We start from the raw sequence: 13,668 nt of genomic DNA on the forward strand, positions 1-13,668 counted from the left end.
GCCTCACTGCGTAGAAGACGTCGTTGAATGGCAGACGCCTCTCGACGGGGGCGGATTTTACGAAAAACCGCGCTCCACGTCATCTGGCAGTTGCGCCTGCTGTGCTACGTAATTGGTTGAACGAGAACGAGTATGCGAAATATACCACGTTTCGCGTGAGGAAAATGAGAGCTTGCTTATCAACCTGGCGGGCAATCTGCCGATATTAGAAGTTGCGAATGTTTAGCTAACGAGCCGAACAGTTTTACATGACTGCATTGACCGGGCCTTTGGGCAACCATCGACATTATCTGACGCACATTGCGCTTGCCAACTGCATGGATTATTTGCGGGTGAGGCGCGAACACGCCGAGGCGGGAGACACGGGGTTGGTTGCGCGGTTTCAACAGCTGCGTTATTTCCTCAATGCGCTGGAGTCGTTGGATAATATCATCGAGTACTACTATCGAGAGTGCAGCGAGCGTCTGCCGTATGCTTCTCTCGATGCGTATCGCGATGCCGTACACCAGCACTATCCGGATTTGCGGGAAGCGGCTGAGCTTGCGGCAGCCTACCGTTGCGGTACGCTTGCGTTACAAGCGGACTTCGACTGGGCTTTGCTGATGCCCGACACCGATGGCGAGCTGGCATGGCCGGTAGCGGGCCACGATCGCTTATTCGATAAAGTGCTGCGCTTTTGGTTGGCTTATCAACAGAACATCAGTCTTGATCCGCTAGCGTTAGCCAGCGATTGAAGTGCTGCCGGCTTTGCCGGTGCCTTGTCTGGATGCTGCAAGATTTTCTAGCCGATAACCCGCTCGGTGCCCGATAGCAGCCCTTGTTGTATATCAGGAAGCATTGATGTAGGGCCGCCCCTCCTCCATTTACTCCCTGTTTTGCGCCGGCTAAAGCCGGGTTTTCGGTTCCGTGTCAGCTAGCGGCCTGTCTCCAACGGTCTATCGGCTGATGCGGAGCATTCAAGCGATGTCACGGATGAGGCGATCGATGGGTAAGCATGAAAGGACGAAGCGGTTAGAAACTCCCGATATCAAAGCGATGAAAGGACGTCAGCGCTTAGTGGGCTTGACTGCGCACTCCAAGTGTATGGCGGAGGTCGTCGACCCTTATGTGGATTTGATTTTCGTTGGCGATGCGGCGGCCATGGTGTGCTATGGCCATGCCAATACCTTGCCGATGTCCCTGGAGTTAATCATTGCACACGCGCAAGCGGCGGTACGAGGCGCAAAGACGGCTTGCGTGGTGGTCGATTTGCCATTTGGCAGCTACGAGGAGTCGCCCCGCCAGGCGTTTCGCTCAGCGGCCCGTATCCTGGCAGAGTCCGGGGCGCAGGCGGTGAAACTCGAAGGCGGCCGCGAAATGCGCGATACCGTGCAGTTCTTGGTCGACCGCGGGATTCCGGTTATGGGCCACATCGGTTTAATGCCGCAATATGTGAATGCAACCGGCGGATTCCGCACGCAGGGGCGCGAGCCGGGCGGGGCTCGCCGGCTGGTTCAGGATGCTATGGCTTTGGCCAATGCCGGTGTTTTTGCCGTACTCATAGAGGCGACTTGCGAACCTGTCGCCAGAGATATCAGTACGCGTTTATCCATCCCCACCATTGGGGTTGGCGCTTCCCCCTGCTGCGACGGTCAAGTGTTAGTGACCGAGGACATGCTCGGTTTGTTTGTCGACTTTACGCCCCGCTTCGTAAAGCGCTACGCTCAACTTGGAAAGCAAGCCGAACAGGCCGTTGCTTGCTATGCGGCGGACGTGCGCAATCGTCGCTTCCCGAGCATGGAGCATTGTTTTGGCGCTGCGAGCGCGACAGAAGCGTTAGTCGGCACGGCACGACGAGGCCGATGAACGCTGCCGGCGGATGATGAACGAGCATGGCAAAGATTAAAATCGACCTGCACGATTGTTTCAATAATGGCCGCAAGATCGATCAAGCCCTGCTGGGTGCGATGCAAGATGCCTGCAAAAAACGCGTGAAGCTGGTGGAAATCATTCACGGACGGGGCAGCGGTCAGTTGAAAAAGCGTGTTCTGAGGTTTTTGGAACAGCCTGATATTAAGGCTTTGTATCATCGGGTCGAGAAAGACACCAAGAATCCCGGCCGGTTGTTCGTTCATTTCCGGCATTAGGCGGGTGGTGCTTGATAAGCATGGCTTATTCTCTGAGGCTTCGTGTTGCGTGGGTAGGGGTGGACGCTCAATGACCTACTAAAGCACGAAGAAGCAAAAAAGAGGCCGGCGAATGAGGGGGAGCCGGCCTCTCAAAAGCGAGGAAAGCTCGGAGAGCTTTCCTCGTGGGGCTGTGGACCTTGCCAGTCTTACTGGCGGATGCCTTCGATAACGAAGCGCAGGTCCGTGGTCTCGGCGTCGGGGCCGAGCTGGAAGTTCATGCCGAAATCGCTCAGCGTGATCGTCGTGGTGCCGACATAACCGCGGCGGTAACCGCCCCAGGGGTCTTCCCCGGCACCGACAAACTTAACGTCTACTTCGATCGGCTGAGTGGTTCCGTAGAGGGTCAGATCGCCGTGCAAGATCCCGTCGTCGCCATTGGGCTCGAAACGGGTCGTTGTGAACGTGGCTTCCGGATGTCTGGAGACATGAAGGTAGTCCGAAGCGCGTAAGTGACGGTCCCGCTCCGCATGATTACTATCGATGCTGGCGGTGTTAACGCGCATGGTGATGTCGCTGTTGGCCGGATTGTCGCTGTCGTAGGTGAACTCCCCGGACAACTCGTTGAAACGGCCTTCGACGAAGGAAAAGCCCAAGTGGGAAATGCTGAACATAACAAAGCTATGAGTCGGGTCGACCTTGTACTCTTTGACTTCCGCGAAAGCCGAGTTGGAAAGGGCCAGACCGCCTGCCAGTGCCAGGGCGGAGAAAAGTTGAGTCTTGCGCATCGACAGAAGCTCCTTATTAGCCAATCATTTTTCGTAACGTTCCGTCACGGTCGATAAATTGATGTTTTAGCGCCGCGAGGATATGCAGCAGCACGAGCCACGCGCCGCCGAAGGCGAGAAAATAATGGGCGTTACCTGCCAGTTCCTCTCGACCCGAAGAGGCCGCTAGCAGCGCCGGCACCTGAAACCATCCGAATACGTCGACAGGCCGCCCGTCGGCGGTGGACATTAGATAGCCGCTGATCGGAACCAACAGCATTAAAACGTACAAACTAATGTGCCCGGTGCGGGCGGCAACCTTCTCCCAACGCCGCATGCTGTGTGTCAGCGGCGGTCGTCGGTCAATCAACGCCCAGACGATCCGCAATACGATTAATACGGTCGTCAACACTCCGAGCGAGCGATGCCAGTACGGCACCGTGTTGTAGAGACGGTCGTAATAACTCAGCTCCGTCGCCCACCACCCGGTTATAAGCAACACGAGTAATAGCAGCGCAATGCTCCAGTGGAGCAATCGTGCGACCACTCCGTAACGTTGTCGATTGCCTCGCATCATGAACGGTTGCTCAAGGTAGAGAAGGCTATAGCTTAACAGTTGACTTGATACTGATAATGCTAGTTTAGTGCAACAGATTGTTGCAGTTTTTGGGACAATGGTGGGTCGGTGGGATGGGCCGCAACATTGTTTATTTCAGGCGCGTCCCTGCGCCGGGCTTGATTTATAGGCCGAAAACCACCACTTCAAATTCGCCGCGCTTGTTGGCAGCTTCAATGGTGTAGTTAATGGTATCGCTGTAGGTAGCCTCAGGGCTGCTCATGGTTAGTAGTGCCGAACAGGAGCGCGCTTTGGTTTGGGCGTTGATGTTAACGGTTTCGATCTCGCTCAAGTCGAGTTCGATTTCGGCTGCCGCCCTGCTACCAAATACCGTAGCGAATTCATCGCGGGTTATCTCTAACACCAATTCGGTAGCCTCATGATCGGAGCAATCCGGTGGTGCGACGGAGCATCCGGTTGCACCACCAACTAAGCCAAGGCCAATTAGAATGGACAAAATGGGCTTTTTCATGAATTCCCCTAAATCAGGACGAACGGCCGAAGCCAAGAGACAATGGCTTGATCTGTACGGTCTCGTGGATTCGCGCTCTAACAGAATGCAGAACAAGTCTCTCCTAGACTTTTCTGCTCCCTGCCCCGCGCGGTGCACCCGCTGGCGGGGCGCTGCGTCGACCAAGCGCTGGCGCACTTGCTCGACATGCGGCGCATCCGTGTGCCGTCCTGTCAGGGTGCCGAAATTATCTTCGGCACCCTGACGAAGTCTTACTCCTGGTCATGGGTATAAAAGTGCAGGTAGGCCTTTGGTGGCCGCTCACCTGTCGCTTTACCGGTTTAGAGCGTCGCTCCCTGTGAGCACGCACAAGCCCGCTGCATCGGCAACGCAACGGTGAGCGGCCACTAGTCAGCATCGCGATATGCTTATAAAAAGAATTTTTAAATTAATAAATTCTAATTAGGGCAGCATTATAAGGCTAGCGTGCGTCTGGATTTCATTACTTGCAGCCCCATTGTCATCAGGAGAAGCAGGTTGAAGCCCTGACAGGGGGCGGAGGAAGGCTTCTTCTGGCCTGCCCTGGCGGTTGCTCAACGTTTTCTGACTCGGTTTACGGAACATTCCTCAAGCTACCGCTGTCTCGATATAGAGAGCGTTTTATCTTATTGACATGCCTCAGGATGTTAGGAGTTAGTAATGCAAGGAAAGGAGTCTCAAGTATCTCGCCCTACGCCACAGCGACGTTCGGCTACGGCGCGTACGACCAACTCGGCAAAACGTCTCCTCGACGAGACAATTCGCGGCCAACGGTTAGTCATGTGGCGGTGTTAGGGTATAACTGAGAAGCGATTGCGAACGGATGGCAAGTTTACCGTTCGTGGCGTGGGTTGGGGCCTAAAGCAACGTTCGCCGGTCGGTGGGTTACGCTTTGAGCGTCAACTCATGCCGCGACCGATGAAAGCCTAGCTGGCTGCTGGAAGCGTCTCTGTTGGGCTTTTGGCGGTGTGCTAAGTAGGCTAGCGTTCTCTAAGCGCTTGCTGATCGAATTTGCCCCAACAGGTCAGCACCAAGGCCCAGAATTCCGAGAAGTCGTTGACCACGACGTCCGGCTTATGAGGGTGACGCTCGGTGCCGGGAAAGATTTTCCTAAGCCAGGGCAGATCCCATTGCGCGCCATTGAAGAATACGCCTGTCATCTCGGCACGCTTTGCTGAAATGATGTCCGTTGTGCTATCGCCCACGTACCAGACCGTAGGCCCAGTCGCGTAGCCGAGGTTGCCGACCGCTTTTAGAAGCTGGTCGGGGTGGGGTTTGCGTAATGGAGTATCGTCGCCACAGACATCGGTATCGAAGAGATGGGTCCAGCCGGTATTTTCGACCGCGGCGATCTCCTGTTCGAAGAATTCTCGATCCCGATTGGTAATCACCCCGACTTTGATGGGCAAGGCCCGTAATGCGGAAAGCATTTGGCGGACATTCGGCTCGAAGGGGCGGACAGTGCCAAAGTGGTTTCGGTAGTGGAAGTTGAAGCGTTTATGGGCGATTTGTTTGGCTTCCTGGTCGTCGCCGAACAAAACTTCGAAGATGTCGGTGCGCGAGATTTTGCGGTCCGCCTTGATTTTCGGATGCAAGGCAGCGTGCTGACGGACATATTCTACCAGTTTGGCGTCTTCCGGCGAGCGGGCTTCGTTTGGGCTCATAAGCCGCTTCGTTAGGCCAAGCTCGTTAAACTCCGGCAGCATGTCGTCAACTGCTCGATACATCGCGTCGATGGTATCGACGAGCGTTGCATGCCAATCGAACAGTATGACTTTGGGCGCCGCAAGCTTCGCCACAGCCGGGTGCCAGTCCGGTTCGATCCGAGGCGGCGGCGGCGAAGGCGGTGGGTATGCGGCAGGGCGCAGCCGATTTAAGGTGTCCTTACAGATGCCCTCCGCTTGTCCGATGAGGTTTGTTAAACCCTCGAAGCTGTCGATCACGGCGTGGGGGCTTTTCTCTGCATTCTCGGCATACAATTGGCGAAACCAGCCGCTTTCCCAGCGCAGTCCATTGTAGAAAATGGCCGTTACTTGGGCATTATGTGCCGTTTCCATGTCGGAGTAGCTATCGCCTACGTACCAGATGCCGGCATCGGCCGTCTCGCCGAGTTGTTCTAATGCTGCGAAAATGAGCTGTGGCGAGGGTTTGTATTCGGAGATGTCGTTAGCACAAACGGTCGTATCGAACAGTTCCGCCCACCGGCCGCCGTCTACGAGCGCAAGTTCCCGGTCTAAAAATTCCCGACTTCGGTTGGTTGCCACCGCAACGCGTATTCCTAGTTGCTGAAACGTGCGCAAATAGTCGTAGACGCCCTCTTGGAACGGTTTAACCGCCCCGACGTGACGGCTATAACATTGGTTATAGGCCTGGTGGGCAATATGCTTTGCTTCCCGGTCGGCGCCGAATATAGCGTTGAAGATGTCGGTCCGCGAGACGCGTCGCTCCGCCAGAATGCGAGGATGTAGGCGCCGGAAAATGCGAATATAACGAACCAGTTTGGCGTCATCCGGTGTGCGGCAAGCGGATTCCGGTTGCAAGCGTTGGATCAGGTCCAGTTCTTCTAGCTGCGGTAGAAGTTCTTCCATCGCGGCAAACATCGCGTCCAGGGTATCGACTAAGGTTCCATGCCAGTCGAATAACAACACCCGGGGTCGGATAAGAGGTTGTCGGTTTGGGTTCATGTTTACCTCCGAGCTGGCGCCTTGTCCTAACCGTTTAGCCGTGAGTGCCTGTGCCTTGGGTTTCGCGGGTCTGTAACCAGCTCAAGAACTCATCCTCGGGCATGGGTTTGGCTATCAGAAAGCCTTGGCCGATGTCGCAGCCGGCCCGTCGTAGCCAGCCGTACTGGCGGTAATTCTCTATGCCTTCTCCTACCACTCGCACGCCCAGTGCTCGTGCTAGGGAAATCACAGCGTCCACAATAGCCGTTTGCCGTTTGTCGTTTGGGATGTCGGCAACGAAGCCTCGGTCGAGCTTTAGATAGTCGATGCTCATTTGGCGTAGATAGCCGAGCGACGAGAAGCCGGTACCGAAATCGTCCAGCGCCACTTGTACGCCTAGCTGGCGTACGGTGCGCAGAATTTGACTGACGGTTTCCGGGTCCGTCATGAAGACGCTCTCGGTAATTTCGATATGGAGGGCTTGGGGTTGTAAACCGTGGGCGGTAATAGCATCGAGCAGACACTCGGCCAGGCGGCCGTCGGAGAATTGATGCACCGAGACATTAACCGCCAAATGGAGCGGAAATAGGCGGCTAAGACGGGCCGCGGCCGCGGCCGCTTCTTCGATGACCCAATCGCCGATAGCGCCGATACTTCCACTCGCTTCGGCGAGCGGAATAAAACGTGCCGGGCTGACCCAGCCCAGTTTTCGACTATGCCAGCGAAGCAGCGCTTCGGCGCCGATGACTTTGTCGGTGCGTAAGTCGATTTTGGGTTGGTAATAGAGCTGAAACTCTCGCCGTTGTAAGGCGCCGGCGAGTTCGAACTTGATTGACGATTCGTCGCGTACTTTATCCAACAGAGAATTACAGTAGAGGCGATAACTACTGCCGCTGCTGGCTTTGGCCGCCCGCATGGCAAGTACGGCATGCTCGATAAGGTCTTGACTCTGCTGCCCGTCGTGAGGTCCTTGCGCTACGCCGATGCTGACCGGCAGCTCAACTTCGGCTTCGTTCACGGTGACCGAAGGGGCCAACGTCGTTAGCAATTTACTAGCAAAGCCATCGGGCGACACATGGGGGCCGTCGCCCTGTGCCAATACCAGGAATTCGTCCGCGGCGATGCGACCTACCCTTAGCGCGCTACCGGTTAAGCTTGCGAGTCGCTTTGCGACTGCCCGTAACACGTTATCTCCCGCCTGCATGCCGAAGGCGTTGTTGATCGATTGAAAACCGTCGATGTTGATGCAGCCGACAATCAAGGTTTGTCCGTGGCGTAGACGCTCGGCAACCGCTTCGCTAAAGCCGGTAAAACTTAAGGTGGAGGTGAGCGAGTCGTAGGCCTCGCGCTGGCGAATACGTTGTTCGGCTTCTTGTCGACGTAGTCTTTCCTTCTCTAAGGCATTGCGGGTGTCGGCCAATGCCAGTTGATCGCGTATGTCATGAACGTGGCGATCATAATTGCGTGCGGCAACCGTGCAGAGAATAGCTACCGCGAGTGCTGCGGTCATTCCGGTAGTCGCGGCCCACGGTTCCGGTCCGACCCGGTAAATTAAACCGGCGGTAGCCGGAACGACGGTGATGACCGCGCCAACCACGTAAATCCGCCAAATGTAACTGAGTTGATTCATGCCCAGGGCGGCTACCGTAACGAGAAAAATCGCTAGCAGTAACATATGGATTTGGTCTAGGCCGTGGATAAACAGAATGCCCGTGGCGCCCCAGCCCGCCGATGCCATCAAATGCAAGATGGCATAGTGTCTTAGCCAGGGGTGAGCGGTAGGTTGGCGTTGTTGCCGATAAGCGCGAGACAGTAAGCTGAGCAGGCCTTCGCAGCCCATCATATACATGACCCAGGCGATCAGTAACCACTGATTGGCTTCGCTCCAAAGCAGAAAAGCTAACAAGATGACGCCAATGGCTGCTAAGCCGTGGAAGCCGTGCATGGCTTTGAACAGTTTTTCGGCGAGAGCCGCGCGAATCTTCGCTGAATCGCTTATCTCGCTCATGTTCTTTTCCCCAATAACATAAGACCCGGCATTCCGGGTTGCTGCTGTCTAATTTGGCGCGGTAGCCGGCGTTTGGGTCGAGCGAAAGGCGGAGTATCGGTGCCGGGCTCCTGCGCGTCTTATTTAGGGAAACACTGAACTTATTAGCCCTACCTTAGCGGGTTACGAGGCACATGGGCGGTGTTGTGCCTCTGGCACGGGGCGATGTCGTGTTTCCTTATACGAACTGTCTCAAGATGGCAGCGGCGGCCTTTTGGCGTGGCGCTTTGCTCACCAGCCTGGACGAAAATGCACAAATATTTTCTTGCTTCCCCCCGGTGCCTGTTCTTCTTATGACGGCATCCTAACCGGATGTATGAGTTGTTCAAATAAAAATCTTACAAAAGACTAATACAAGAATTGAGAGACGGCTAGCAAGGCTTGCTCCGCCGTAGCCCGGAAGTGGAAAAACGGTGCTGGCCGGCAGAATACCGAAAGCGCCTTCCCTCGAATTTTGATCGCTCACTGCGCCTCGGTACGCACTCGGGCTATCGCTCGATCAGGCAATGTCCGGGCGTGATCGATCTGCAATGTTTTTTCCGTGTCGCGTTAACAGGTTACCGAGAAGAATTCGTCAGTACCCTGTTAAAGAAAACATCGGGCGGTCGGGCAAAAAGATGAGTGTGCGCTCAGGTGGGACAGCAAATGCGGGCATGATAAGGCGTGCTTTGAGAGCATCTTGTTCAAGGCCGAGCGCCCCGTGGTAGGCGCGGCCGGTGCTTGAATAGGTTTTCTTTACTCAAGCCAATCTTTTTCGTTAAGTCGAGGTACGGTCGCCATGGCAATGGCTTCGATGCGCAGTATGGGCCGTTTGAGTTGCTCGATTTCCCGATAGTACTGCGCCACGGTTTCCGATTGTTGGCGCGCTTTTTCTACCTCGTCCAGCAGCCCCTCGACCCGATTGGCCGGTTGCAGCAGCGTCGGCGTGGCGATGTAGTCGCGGCCTAATTGCCACATTTTAGGAATGCTCAGACCTGCCACGAGGGCAATAATAACGAGCCACCACTCGGGGAAGAAGGCGAGCATGGCGAGCCCTATGGTCAGATAGAAAGCGATTTCTACCGACAAACGGGCTAAATGGCGTTTACGCTCTCGTTCTAGGTCGCGTAGGACAAGGTCGTCGGGTGGGCCTTTGCGATTGATAATCCAAAACGCAAAGCGCGATGCAATGCCGTCGGTGAACGACATCTTCGGTCGGTTTAGCAGTCCCCGCATAGGAAGGCTCTCGCTATAGGTAAACTCAGTTCTGCACGGTGCTGTGCCAGTATGCCAGTTCAGCATTTCCTATTATTGCAGTCTGACCGCCACAAATAAAAAACCCCGCTGGGGGAGCGGGGTAAGCTAGATCGCCTGGGGGTTGGGTTGGGGGGAAGGCGACCCAGCAGCCTAAAATTACCAGAACCTTGGCCGTTCGTCATGCCTATTTCGAAAAATATCGGCGCGAACCTACACGCGATGTCAGAAATTTCTTACATCGAAAGTCTTGGTTCGTCGTTAACGAACCCTATGTGACGGAAATTCTACTGCTGCTCGGCTTCCGATTCGCATAAACGACACCTGAGGGGTAAGCCCAAGGCGCGTTCGCGGCCGGTAGCGGTAATGACCCAGGGACGATTGAACCACGGCGGGTTGTGGCGGACGTGTTGCCGATGACCGCAGCGCAACTCGGCGACCCAGTCCCCCTGTTCGTCTAAGTAGAATCCGATGATGTGGCTGGTCATGTTTCGAGCGCCCACTGCTCGCCTGTTGTGGTTGCTACCGATGTGTCGCACCAGTCATCGAGTTGGAGCAGGTACAGTATTCTCGGAGCGATGCGGAGCGTAAACTCCAATCCGTAATCCGTTTGTAAGAGTGTACGTACACTGCGCGGGAATAGGTAGCCGGGTCTTAGCAACCGACGCCGCTTATGCTGCAATCCAATCGCCAAGCTATCGAGGCTTGCCCGCGCGGTATAGGCAAAGTTCTGTACGACCTCTCGCTTACCGTTGAAATAAGGTAGGTCGGCAAGGCGGGGGTAGGCGCGGGCGATAGTCTCCGTATGAAAGCGGTGGTCGAGCAGCTGCTCTGCCGGGATGCCGCGAAGGTGCGCGACAAGCTCTAGATCGAGGAATGGCGCATGTACCAAAGGGCCGCTAATCATGGCGAAGGGCGATAACGCAATTTTGCGCCGGGTACGATTGGCAAAGTAAAACGCGCCGACCGGGTTAGGTTGATCGGCATGGCGCTTGAGTTCGTTAGCGACGGCCTCCAGCGCCGGCTCCCGTGGCATACGGTCATACACGGGCTTGTTCAGGATGCGCGCTAACGTCTGCTCGAACGGCATCAGTTGCTCGGCCAAAGCGGTGAAACGCCCCGATCGCATCAGCCGAAGCTTATCCTCCGTTAGGAATAACCCAGCGGCCAGCACATCGCCACCGATTCCATCGTAGACAGTCGCATAGGTCCGGCTGAGATAATCGGTGGTTGGTAAGAACCAGCCATGCTCATCGGCACAAAACTCGGTAAGGAGGTTTTTCCGGTACTCCTGCCTTAATCGGGATCGTGCTTGTGGGACTAAGTCGTGGGGTAATCCTAAGCGACGACTGAGCGCTAATGCGGTGTCGCTCTCGTCGTGTTTCGCCAAGGGCGAGCCCTGCATCGTAACGCAGGTCGGGCGTTGGCCGGCGGTATAGAGTTCGAACAGGATGTGGCGCGAATCCCGGCCACCGCTTAAGGGTACAGCGCAATCGTCGGTGGTCGGTAAACGACGGCGTATGCTTTGCCGGAACAACGCGATGAAGTCGTCGCTTAGCGTATTCCGCGGTGCCGTATTGAGCTCTACGGGCGGTTGCGGTCGTCGTTCGAGTGCCAGTTTTCCTGCCGCCCACGTTAACGTACTGGCAGGCGGTATCTGCTGAATCTTACTAAAAGGCGTGTCCTCGCCGAGAAAGAACCCCAGGCGCAGGAAAATGGCTAGTGCCGGATAGTTAAGCCTGTTTGGAGCGCCTAAGCGGATGAGCTGGAGGATAGAAGAAGAAACCAAAAGCCGGTGAGCGTCGTGATAGATAAACAGCGGCTGAAAGCCCAGGCGGTCGTTTTCCACCCGTAAGCGATGGCCGTCCCAATCCCAGCGTGCATAAACGCCGTTACCGTCAGGCCCTGCGATAGGCAGGCCGAGCGTGCAGGCACTTAAGCCGTCCCACGTGACTTCTCCGTTATCCCAGCGTAGGTCGATGTAGGGCGCGGCCGGAGGGGCTGCATGCGAGCGGTACTGATAGCCACAAACGATTACCCAGCAGAACTGTGCTGCACTACTACTGGGGGTTTGGGGGTGCCTCTTCAATGGCCGCCGCCGACGATAAAAAATCCCGCAATATCACCATGTAATCATGGAAGCTGTCGTGGTGCATCCAGTGTCCGGCGTGAGGGAGTAGTGCGACTTGGGCGTTGGGGAAATGTCTTGCACGACCGTCTTTGGCCGGATTAGAAGCCCAGCTTTGGGCGCCATAGACCAGTAAGGCGGGGCAGCTAATGCGGGCCCATAGGCTTTGAACTTCTTCCGGCTTTAGATCGACCGGCGGCCAGGAATGCACATAAGGGTCGAATTTCCACCGATAGTGCCCTGACGCGGCGCGTCTTAAGCCGTGGTAGGTCAAATGAGCGGCTTGTTCGCGGCTTAGGTGAGGGTTGGCCGCCTGCATGCGTTGGCAAGCCGCCTCGATCGACGGGTAATTGCGTGGTGTGCGGGTGGCAATACGATCTTGCTCCGTCACCCACTCCCGTAGCCGTTCGGCAGTAGAAATTCTTGCACGTTCGGCCAACAGTTTTGGAGAGGGTCCCAGGCCTTCCATGGAGACTATGCGCTGAACCCGCTCGGGATATATTCCGCTATAACGCAGCACGATATTGCCGCCCAACGAGTGGCCAACCAGTGTTACGGGCGCTAGATCGCGTTGCTCGATGAGCTGGGCTAAGTCGTAGATATAGCCCGTCATGCCGTAGTGGCCGTCCGTCGTCCACTCGCTATCGCCATGTCCGCGCAGATCCGGGGCAATAATGCGCCAGTCTTCCCGGAGGGCATGGGCTACCCAGTCCCAGTTTCGGCAATGGTCGCGCCCGCCATGGACAAGGATAAGCGGTGGTTTTTCCGGGTTGCCCCACTCGACGTAATGGAGCCGTAAGCGCTGCGAGGTGAAATAGTGGGAGCTTGGTTCGTGCGGTTTAAGTGTCATCCCCGACGCCTCCCCACATTGAGTGTGCGGTCGAAAGCGGGCGAGAACGCACCGCGCCCTCGCCCGCGTATCGTCCCTTTAGGCCCGGAAGGTGCCTGTATTGTCGTCGTTGTTGCGCGGCCTGTCGCTTGGGCTCTGCGACTGCCCCGCCCCGCTTTGGCCCCCAAGGAACAAGCTAACCGCGTGCTCGTTATTGTGAGCGGTAATCAGGCCTTGTTTCGTATAGCCGCGTTTTATGAGGTCTTCCTCCAGCCAGCGATTCGCCTGTGTAGCGACGAAGACATGGAAACCCAGCGACGCAAAACTGATGAGCATGGATATGACAAGATACGTCTCGTAGTCGGTAGACGAGATCAGAATGACATCCAGCACCCAGGTGACGACCATAAGCCCGATATAAACCCCTAAGAGCCACCAGAGCTGCTTGACGATAGCCCAGATAATACCGAAGAAGAATGACGGGAAGGAAAAGCCGAGCTTAATGGCTTTAGCACCTTTCTCCGGGTGTGTGTATACGTGAAAAGCTTTCATGATGCACCCATGTTAATCAGCGGTTGGGTTTGGGCATACTTTCGCGGACTGCTGAAAAACCTGTGGCGAGCGTTAGCGCCCGCTGTCGGGCAAGGGCGGTTTGGCCAACGTCGTTACGCATTTTTGAGCAGCTCTGTTAGCAAAGTGCCAAGGACGGTTGCGCCATCGACCTCGATACTCTGCGAGAGCCAGCGGCGGGAACGTATTCCTGCCGCTGCCATACTTGCTTTACTACTCC

13 protein-coding genes are annotated in these 13,668 nt (G+C 55.9%); 3 read left to right on the plus strand and 10 right to left on the minus strand.

Annotation, left to right across the window (positions count from 1 at the left end; all coding sequences use genetic code 11):
• The first annotated feature begins 248 nt into the window (after nucleotides 1-248).
• From CAI21_RS04385 to CAI21_RS04395, 3 genes are all read left to right on the plus strand, one after another.
• Complete coding sequence (locus tag CAI21_RS04385) at nucleotides 249-734, plus strand: hypothetical protein (protein WP_116301182.1); 486 nt, start codon at nucleotides 249-251, stop codon at nucleotides 732-734.
• A gap of 250 nt (nucleotides 735-984) precedes the next feature.
• Complete coding sequence (gene panB, locus CAI21_RS04390; protein ID WP_116301183.1) at nucleotides 985-1,845, plus strand: 3-methyl-2-oxobutanoate hydroxymethyltransferase; 861 nt, start codon at nucleotides 985-987, stop codon at nucleotides 1,843-1,845.
• Between the two features lie 26 nt (nucleotides 1,846-1,871).
• Entirely contained in the window at nucleotides 1,872-2,126 is a 255-nt protein-coding gene (locus CAI21_RS04395) for a Smr/MutS family protein (protein WP_116301184.1), read from the plus strand.
• Between the two features lie 188 nt (nucleotides 2,127-2,314).
• On the opposite strand, the gene CAI21_RS04400 is transcribed toward CAI21_RS04395, so the two are convergent.
• The 10 genes from CAI21_RS04400 to CAI21_RS04445 all read right to left on the minus strand — a co-directional run bounded on the left by CAI21_RS04400 (nucleotide 2,315) and on the right by CAI21_RS04445 (nucleotide 13,430).
• Nucleotides 2,315-2,893 carry a YceI family protein gene (locus tag CAI21_RS04400; protein ID WP_116301185.1) on the minus strand — a complete coding sequence of 193 codons (579 nt, stop codon included), beginning with the start codon at nucleotides 2,891-2,893 and terminating at the stop codon, nucleotides 2,315-2,317.
• 16 nt (nucleotides 2,894-2,909) lie between these two features.
• Nucleotides 2,910-3,449, minus strand: coding sequence for a cytochrome b (locus tag CAI21_RS04405; protein WP_116301186.1), 540 nt, complete (start codon nucleotides 3,447-3,449; stop codon nucleotides 2,910-2,912).
• 163 nt (nucleotides 3,450-3,612) lie between these two features.
• Nucleotides 3,613-3,960 (minus strand): hypothetical protein, encoded by a 348-nt coding sequence (locus CAI21_RS04410; protein WP_116301187.1) that lies wholly within the window; start codon nucleotides 3,958-3,960, stop codon nucleotides 3,613-3,615.
• Between the two features lie 998 nt (nucleotides 3,961-4,958).
• Nucleotides 4,959-6,662, minus strand: coding sequence for an HAD family hydrolase (locus tag CAI21_RS04415; RefSeq protein ID WP_116301188.1), 1,704 nt, complete (start codon nucleotides 6,660-6,662; stop codon nucleotides 4,959-4,961).
• A 34-nt stretch (nucleotides 6,663-6,696) separates the two neighbouring features.
• Nucleotides 6,697-8,649, minus strand: a complete 1,953-nt coding sequence (locus CAI21_RS04420) for a putative bifunctional diguanylate cyclase/phosphodiesterase (protein ID WP_116301189.1) — start codon at nucleotides 8,647-8,649, stop codon at nucleotides 6,697-6,699.
• 774 nt (nucleotides 8,650-9,423) lie between these two features.
• Complete coding sequence (locus CAI21_RS04425; RefSeq protein ID WP_116301190.1) at nucleotides 9,424-9,903, minus strand: hypothetical protein; 480 nt, start codon at nucleotides 9,901-9,903, stop codon at nucleotides 9,424-9,426.
• 305 nt (nucleotides 9,904-10,208) lie between these two features.
• Nucleotides 10,209-10,409: a DUF3565 domain-containing protein gene (locus CAI21_RS04430; RefSeq protein WP_116301191.1), complete on the minus strand. Its 201-nt coding sequence runs from the start codon at nucleotides 10,407-10,409 to the stop codon at nucleotides 10,209-10,211.
• Nucleotides 10,406-12,010 (minus strand): asparagine synthase-related protein, encoded by a 1,605-nt coding sequence (locus CAI21_RS04435; RefSeq protein ID WP_181919262.1) that lies wholly within the window; start codon nucleotides 12,008-12,010, stop codon nucleotides 10,406-10,408. Before CAI21_RS04435 ends, CAI21_RS04430 begins: the two co-directional genes overlap by 4 nt.
• Nucleotides 11,982-12,899 carry an alpha/beta fold hydrolase gene (locus tag CAI21_RS04440; protein ID WP_116301193.1) on the minus strand — a complete coding sequence of 306 codons (918 nt, stop codon included), beginning with the start codon at nucleotides 12,897-12,899 and terminating at the stop codon, nucleotides 11,982-11,984. The genes CAI21_RS04435 and CAI21_RS04440 overlap by 29 nt, the downstream gene beginning before the upstream one ends.
• 78 nt (nucleotides 12,900-12,977) lie before the next feature.
• Nucleotides 12,978-13,430: a DUF2628 domain-containing protein gene (locus tag CAI21_RS04445; RefSeq protein ID WP_116301194.1), complete on the minus strand. Its 453-nt coding sequence runs from the start codon at nucleotides 13,428-13,430 to the stop codon at nucleotides 12,978-12,980.
• Nucleotides 13,431-13,668 lie beyond the last annotated feature (238 nt).

This window comes from Alkalilimnicola ehrlichii (assembly GCF_003399765.1).
Taxonomy (GTDB): Bacteria; Pseudomonadota; Gammaproteobacteria; order Nitrococcales; family AK92; genus AK92.

What these genes read in the sequence shown, in the direction of transcription:
- CAI21_RS04385 (WP_116301182.1), top strand. Translation starts at nt 249, where the DNA reads ATGACTGCATTGACCGGGCCTTTGGGCAACCATCGACATTATCTGACG.
- panB (WP_116301183.1), top strand. Translation starts at nt 985, where the DNA reads ATGGGTAAGCATGAAAGGACGAAGCGGTTAGAAACTCCCGATATCAAA.
- CAI21_RS04395 (WP_116301184.1), top strand. Translation starts at nt 1,872, where the DNA reads ATGGCAAAGATTAAAATCGACCTGCACGATTGTTTCAATAATGGCCGC.
- CAI21_RS04400 (WP_116301185.1), bottom strand. Translation starts at nt 2,893, where the DNA reads ATGCGCAAGACTCAACTTTTCTCCGCCCTGGCACTGGCAGGCGGTCTG.
- CAI21_RS04405 (WP_116301186.1), bottom strand. Translation starts at nt 3,449, where the DNA reads ATGATGCGAGGCAATCGACAACGTTACGGAGTGGTCGCACGATTGCTC.
- CAI21_RS04410 (WP_116301187.1), bottom strand. Translation starts at nt 3,960, where the DNA reads ATGAAAAAGCCCATTTTGTCCATTCTAATTGGCCTTGGCTTAGTTGGT.
- CAI21_RS04415 (WP_116301188.1), bottom strand. Translation starts at nt 6,662, where the DNA reads ATGAACCCAAACCGACAACCTCTTATCCGACCCCGGGTGTTGTTATTC.
- CAI21_RS04420 (WP_116301189.1), bottom strand. Translation starts at nt 8,649, where the DNA reads ATGAGCGAGATAAGCGATTCAGCGAAGATTCGCGCGGCTCTCGCCGAA.
- CAI21_RS04425 (WP_116301190.1), bottom strand. Translation starts at nt 9,903, where the DNA reads ATGCGGGGACTGCTAAACCGACCGAAGATGTCGTTCACCGACGGCATT.
- CAI21_RS04430 (WP_116301191.1), bottom strand. Translation starts at nt 10,409, where the DNA reads ATGACCAGCCACATCATCGGATTCTACTTAGACGAACAGGGGGACTGG.
- CAI21_RS04440 (WP_116301193.1), bottom strand. Translation starts at nt 12,899, where the DNA reads ATGACACTTAAACCGCACGAACCAAGCTCCCACTATTTCACCTCGCAG.
- CAI21_RS04445 (WP_116301194.1), bottom strand. Translation starts at nt 13,430, where the DNA reads ATGAAAGCTTTTCACGTATACACACACCCGGAGAAAGGTGCTAAAGCC.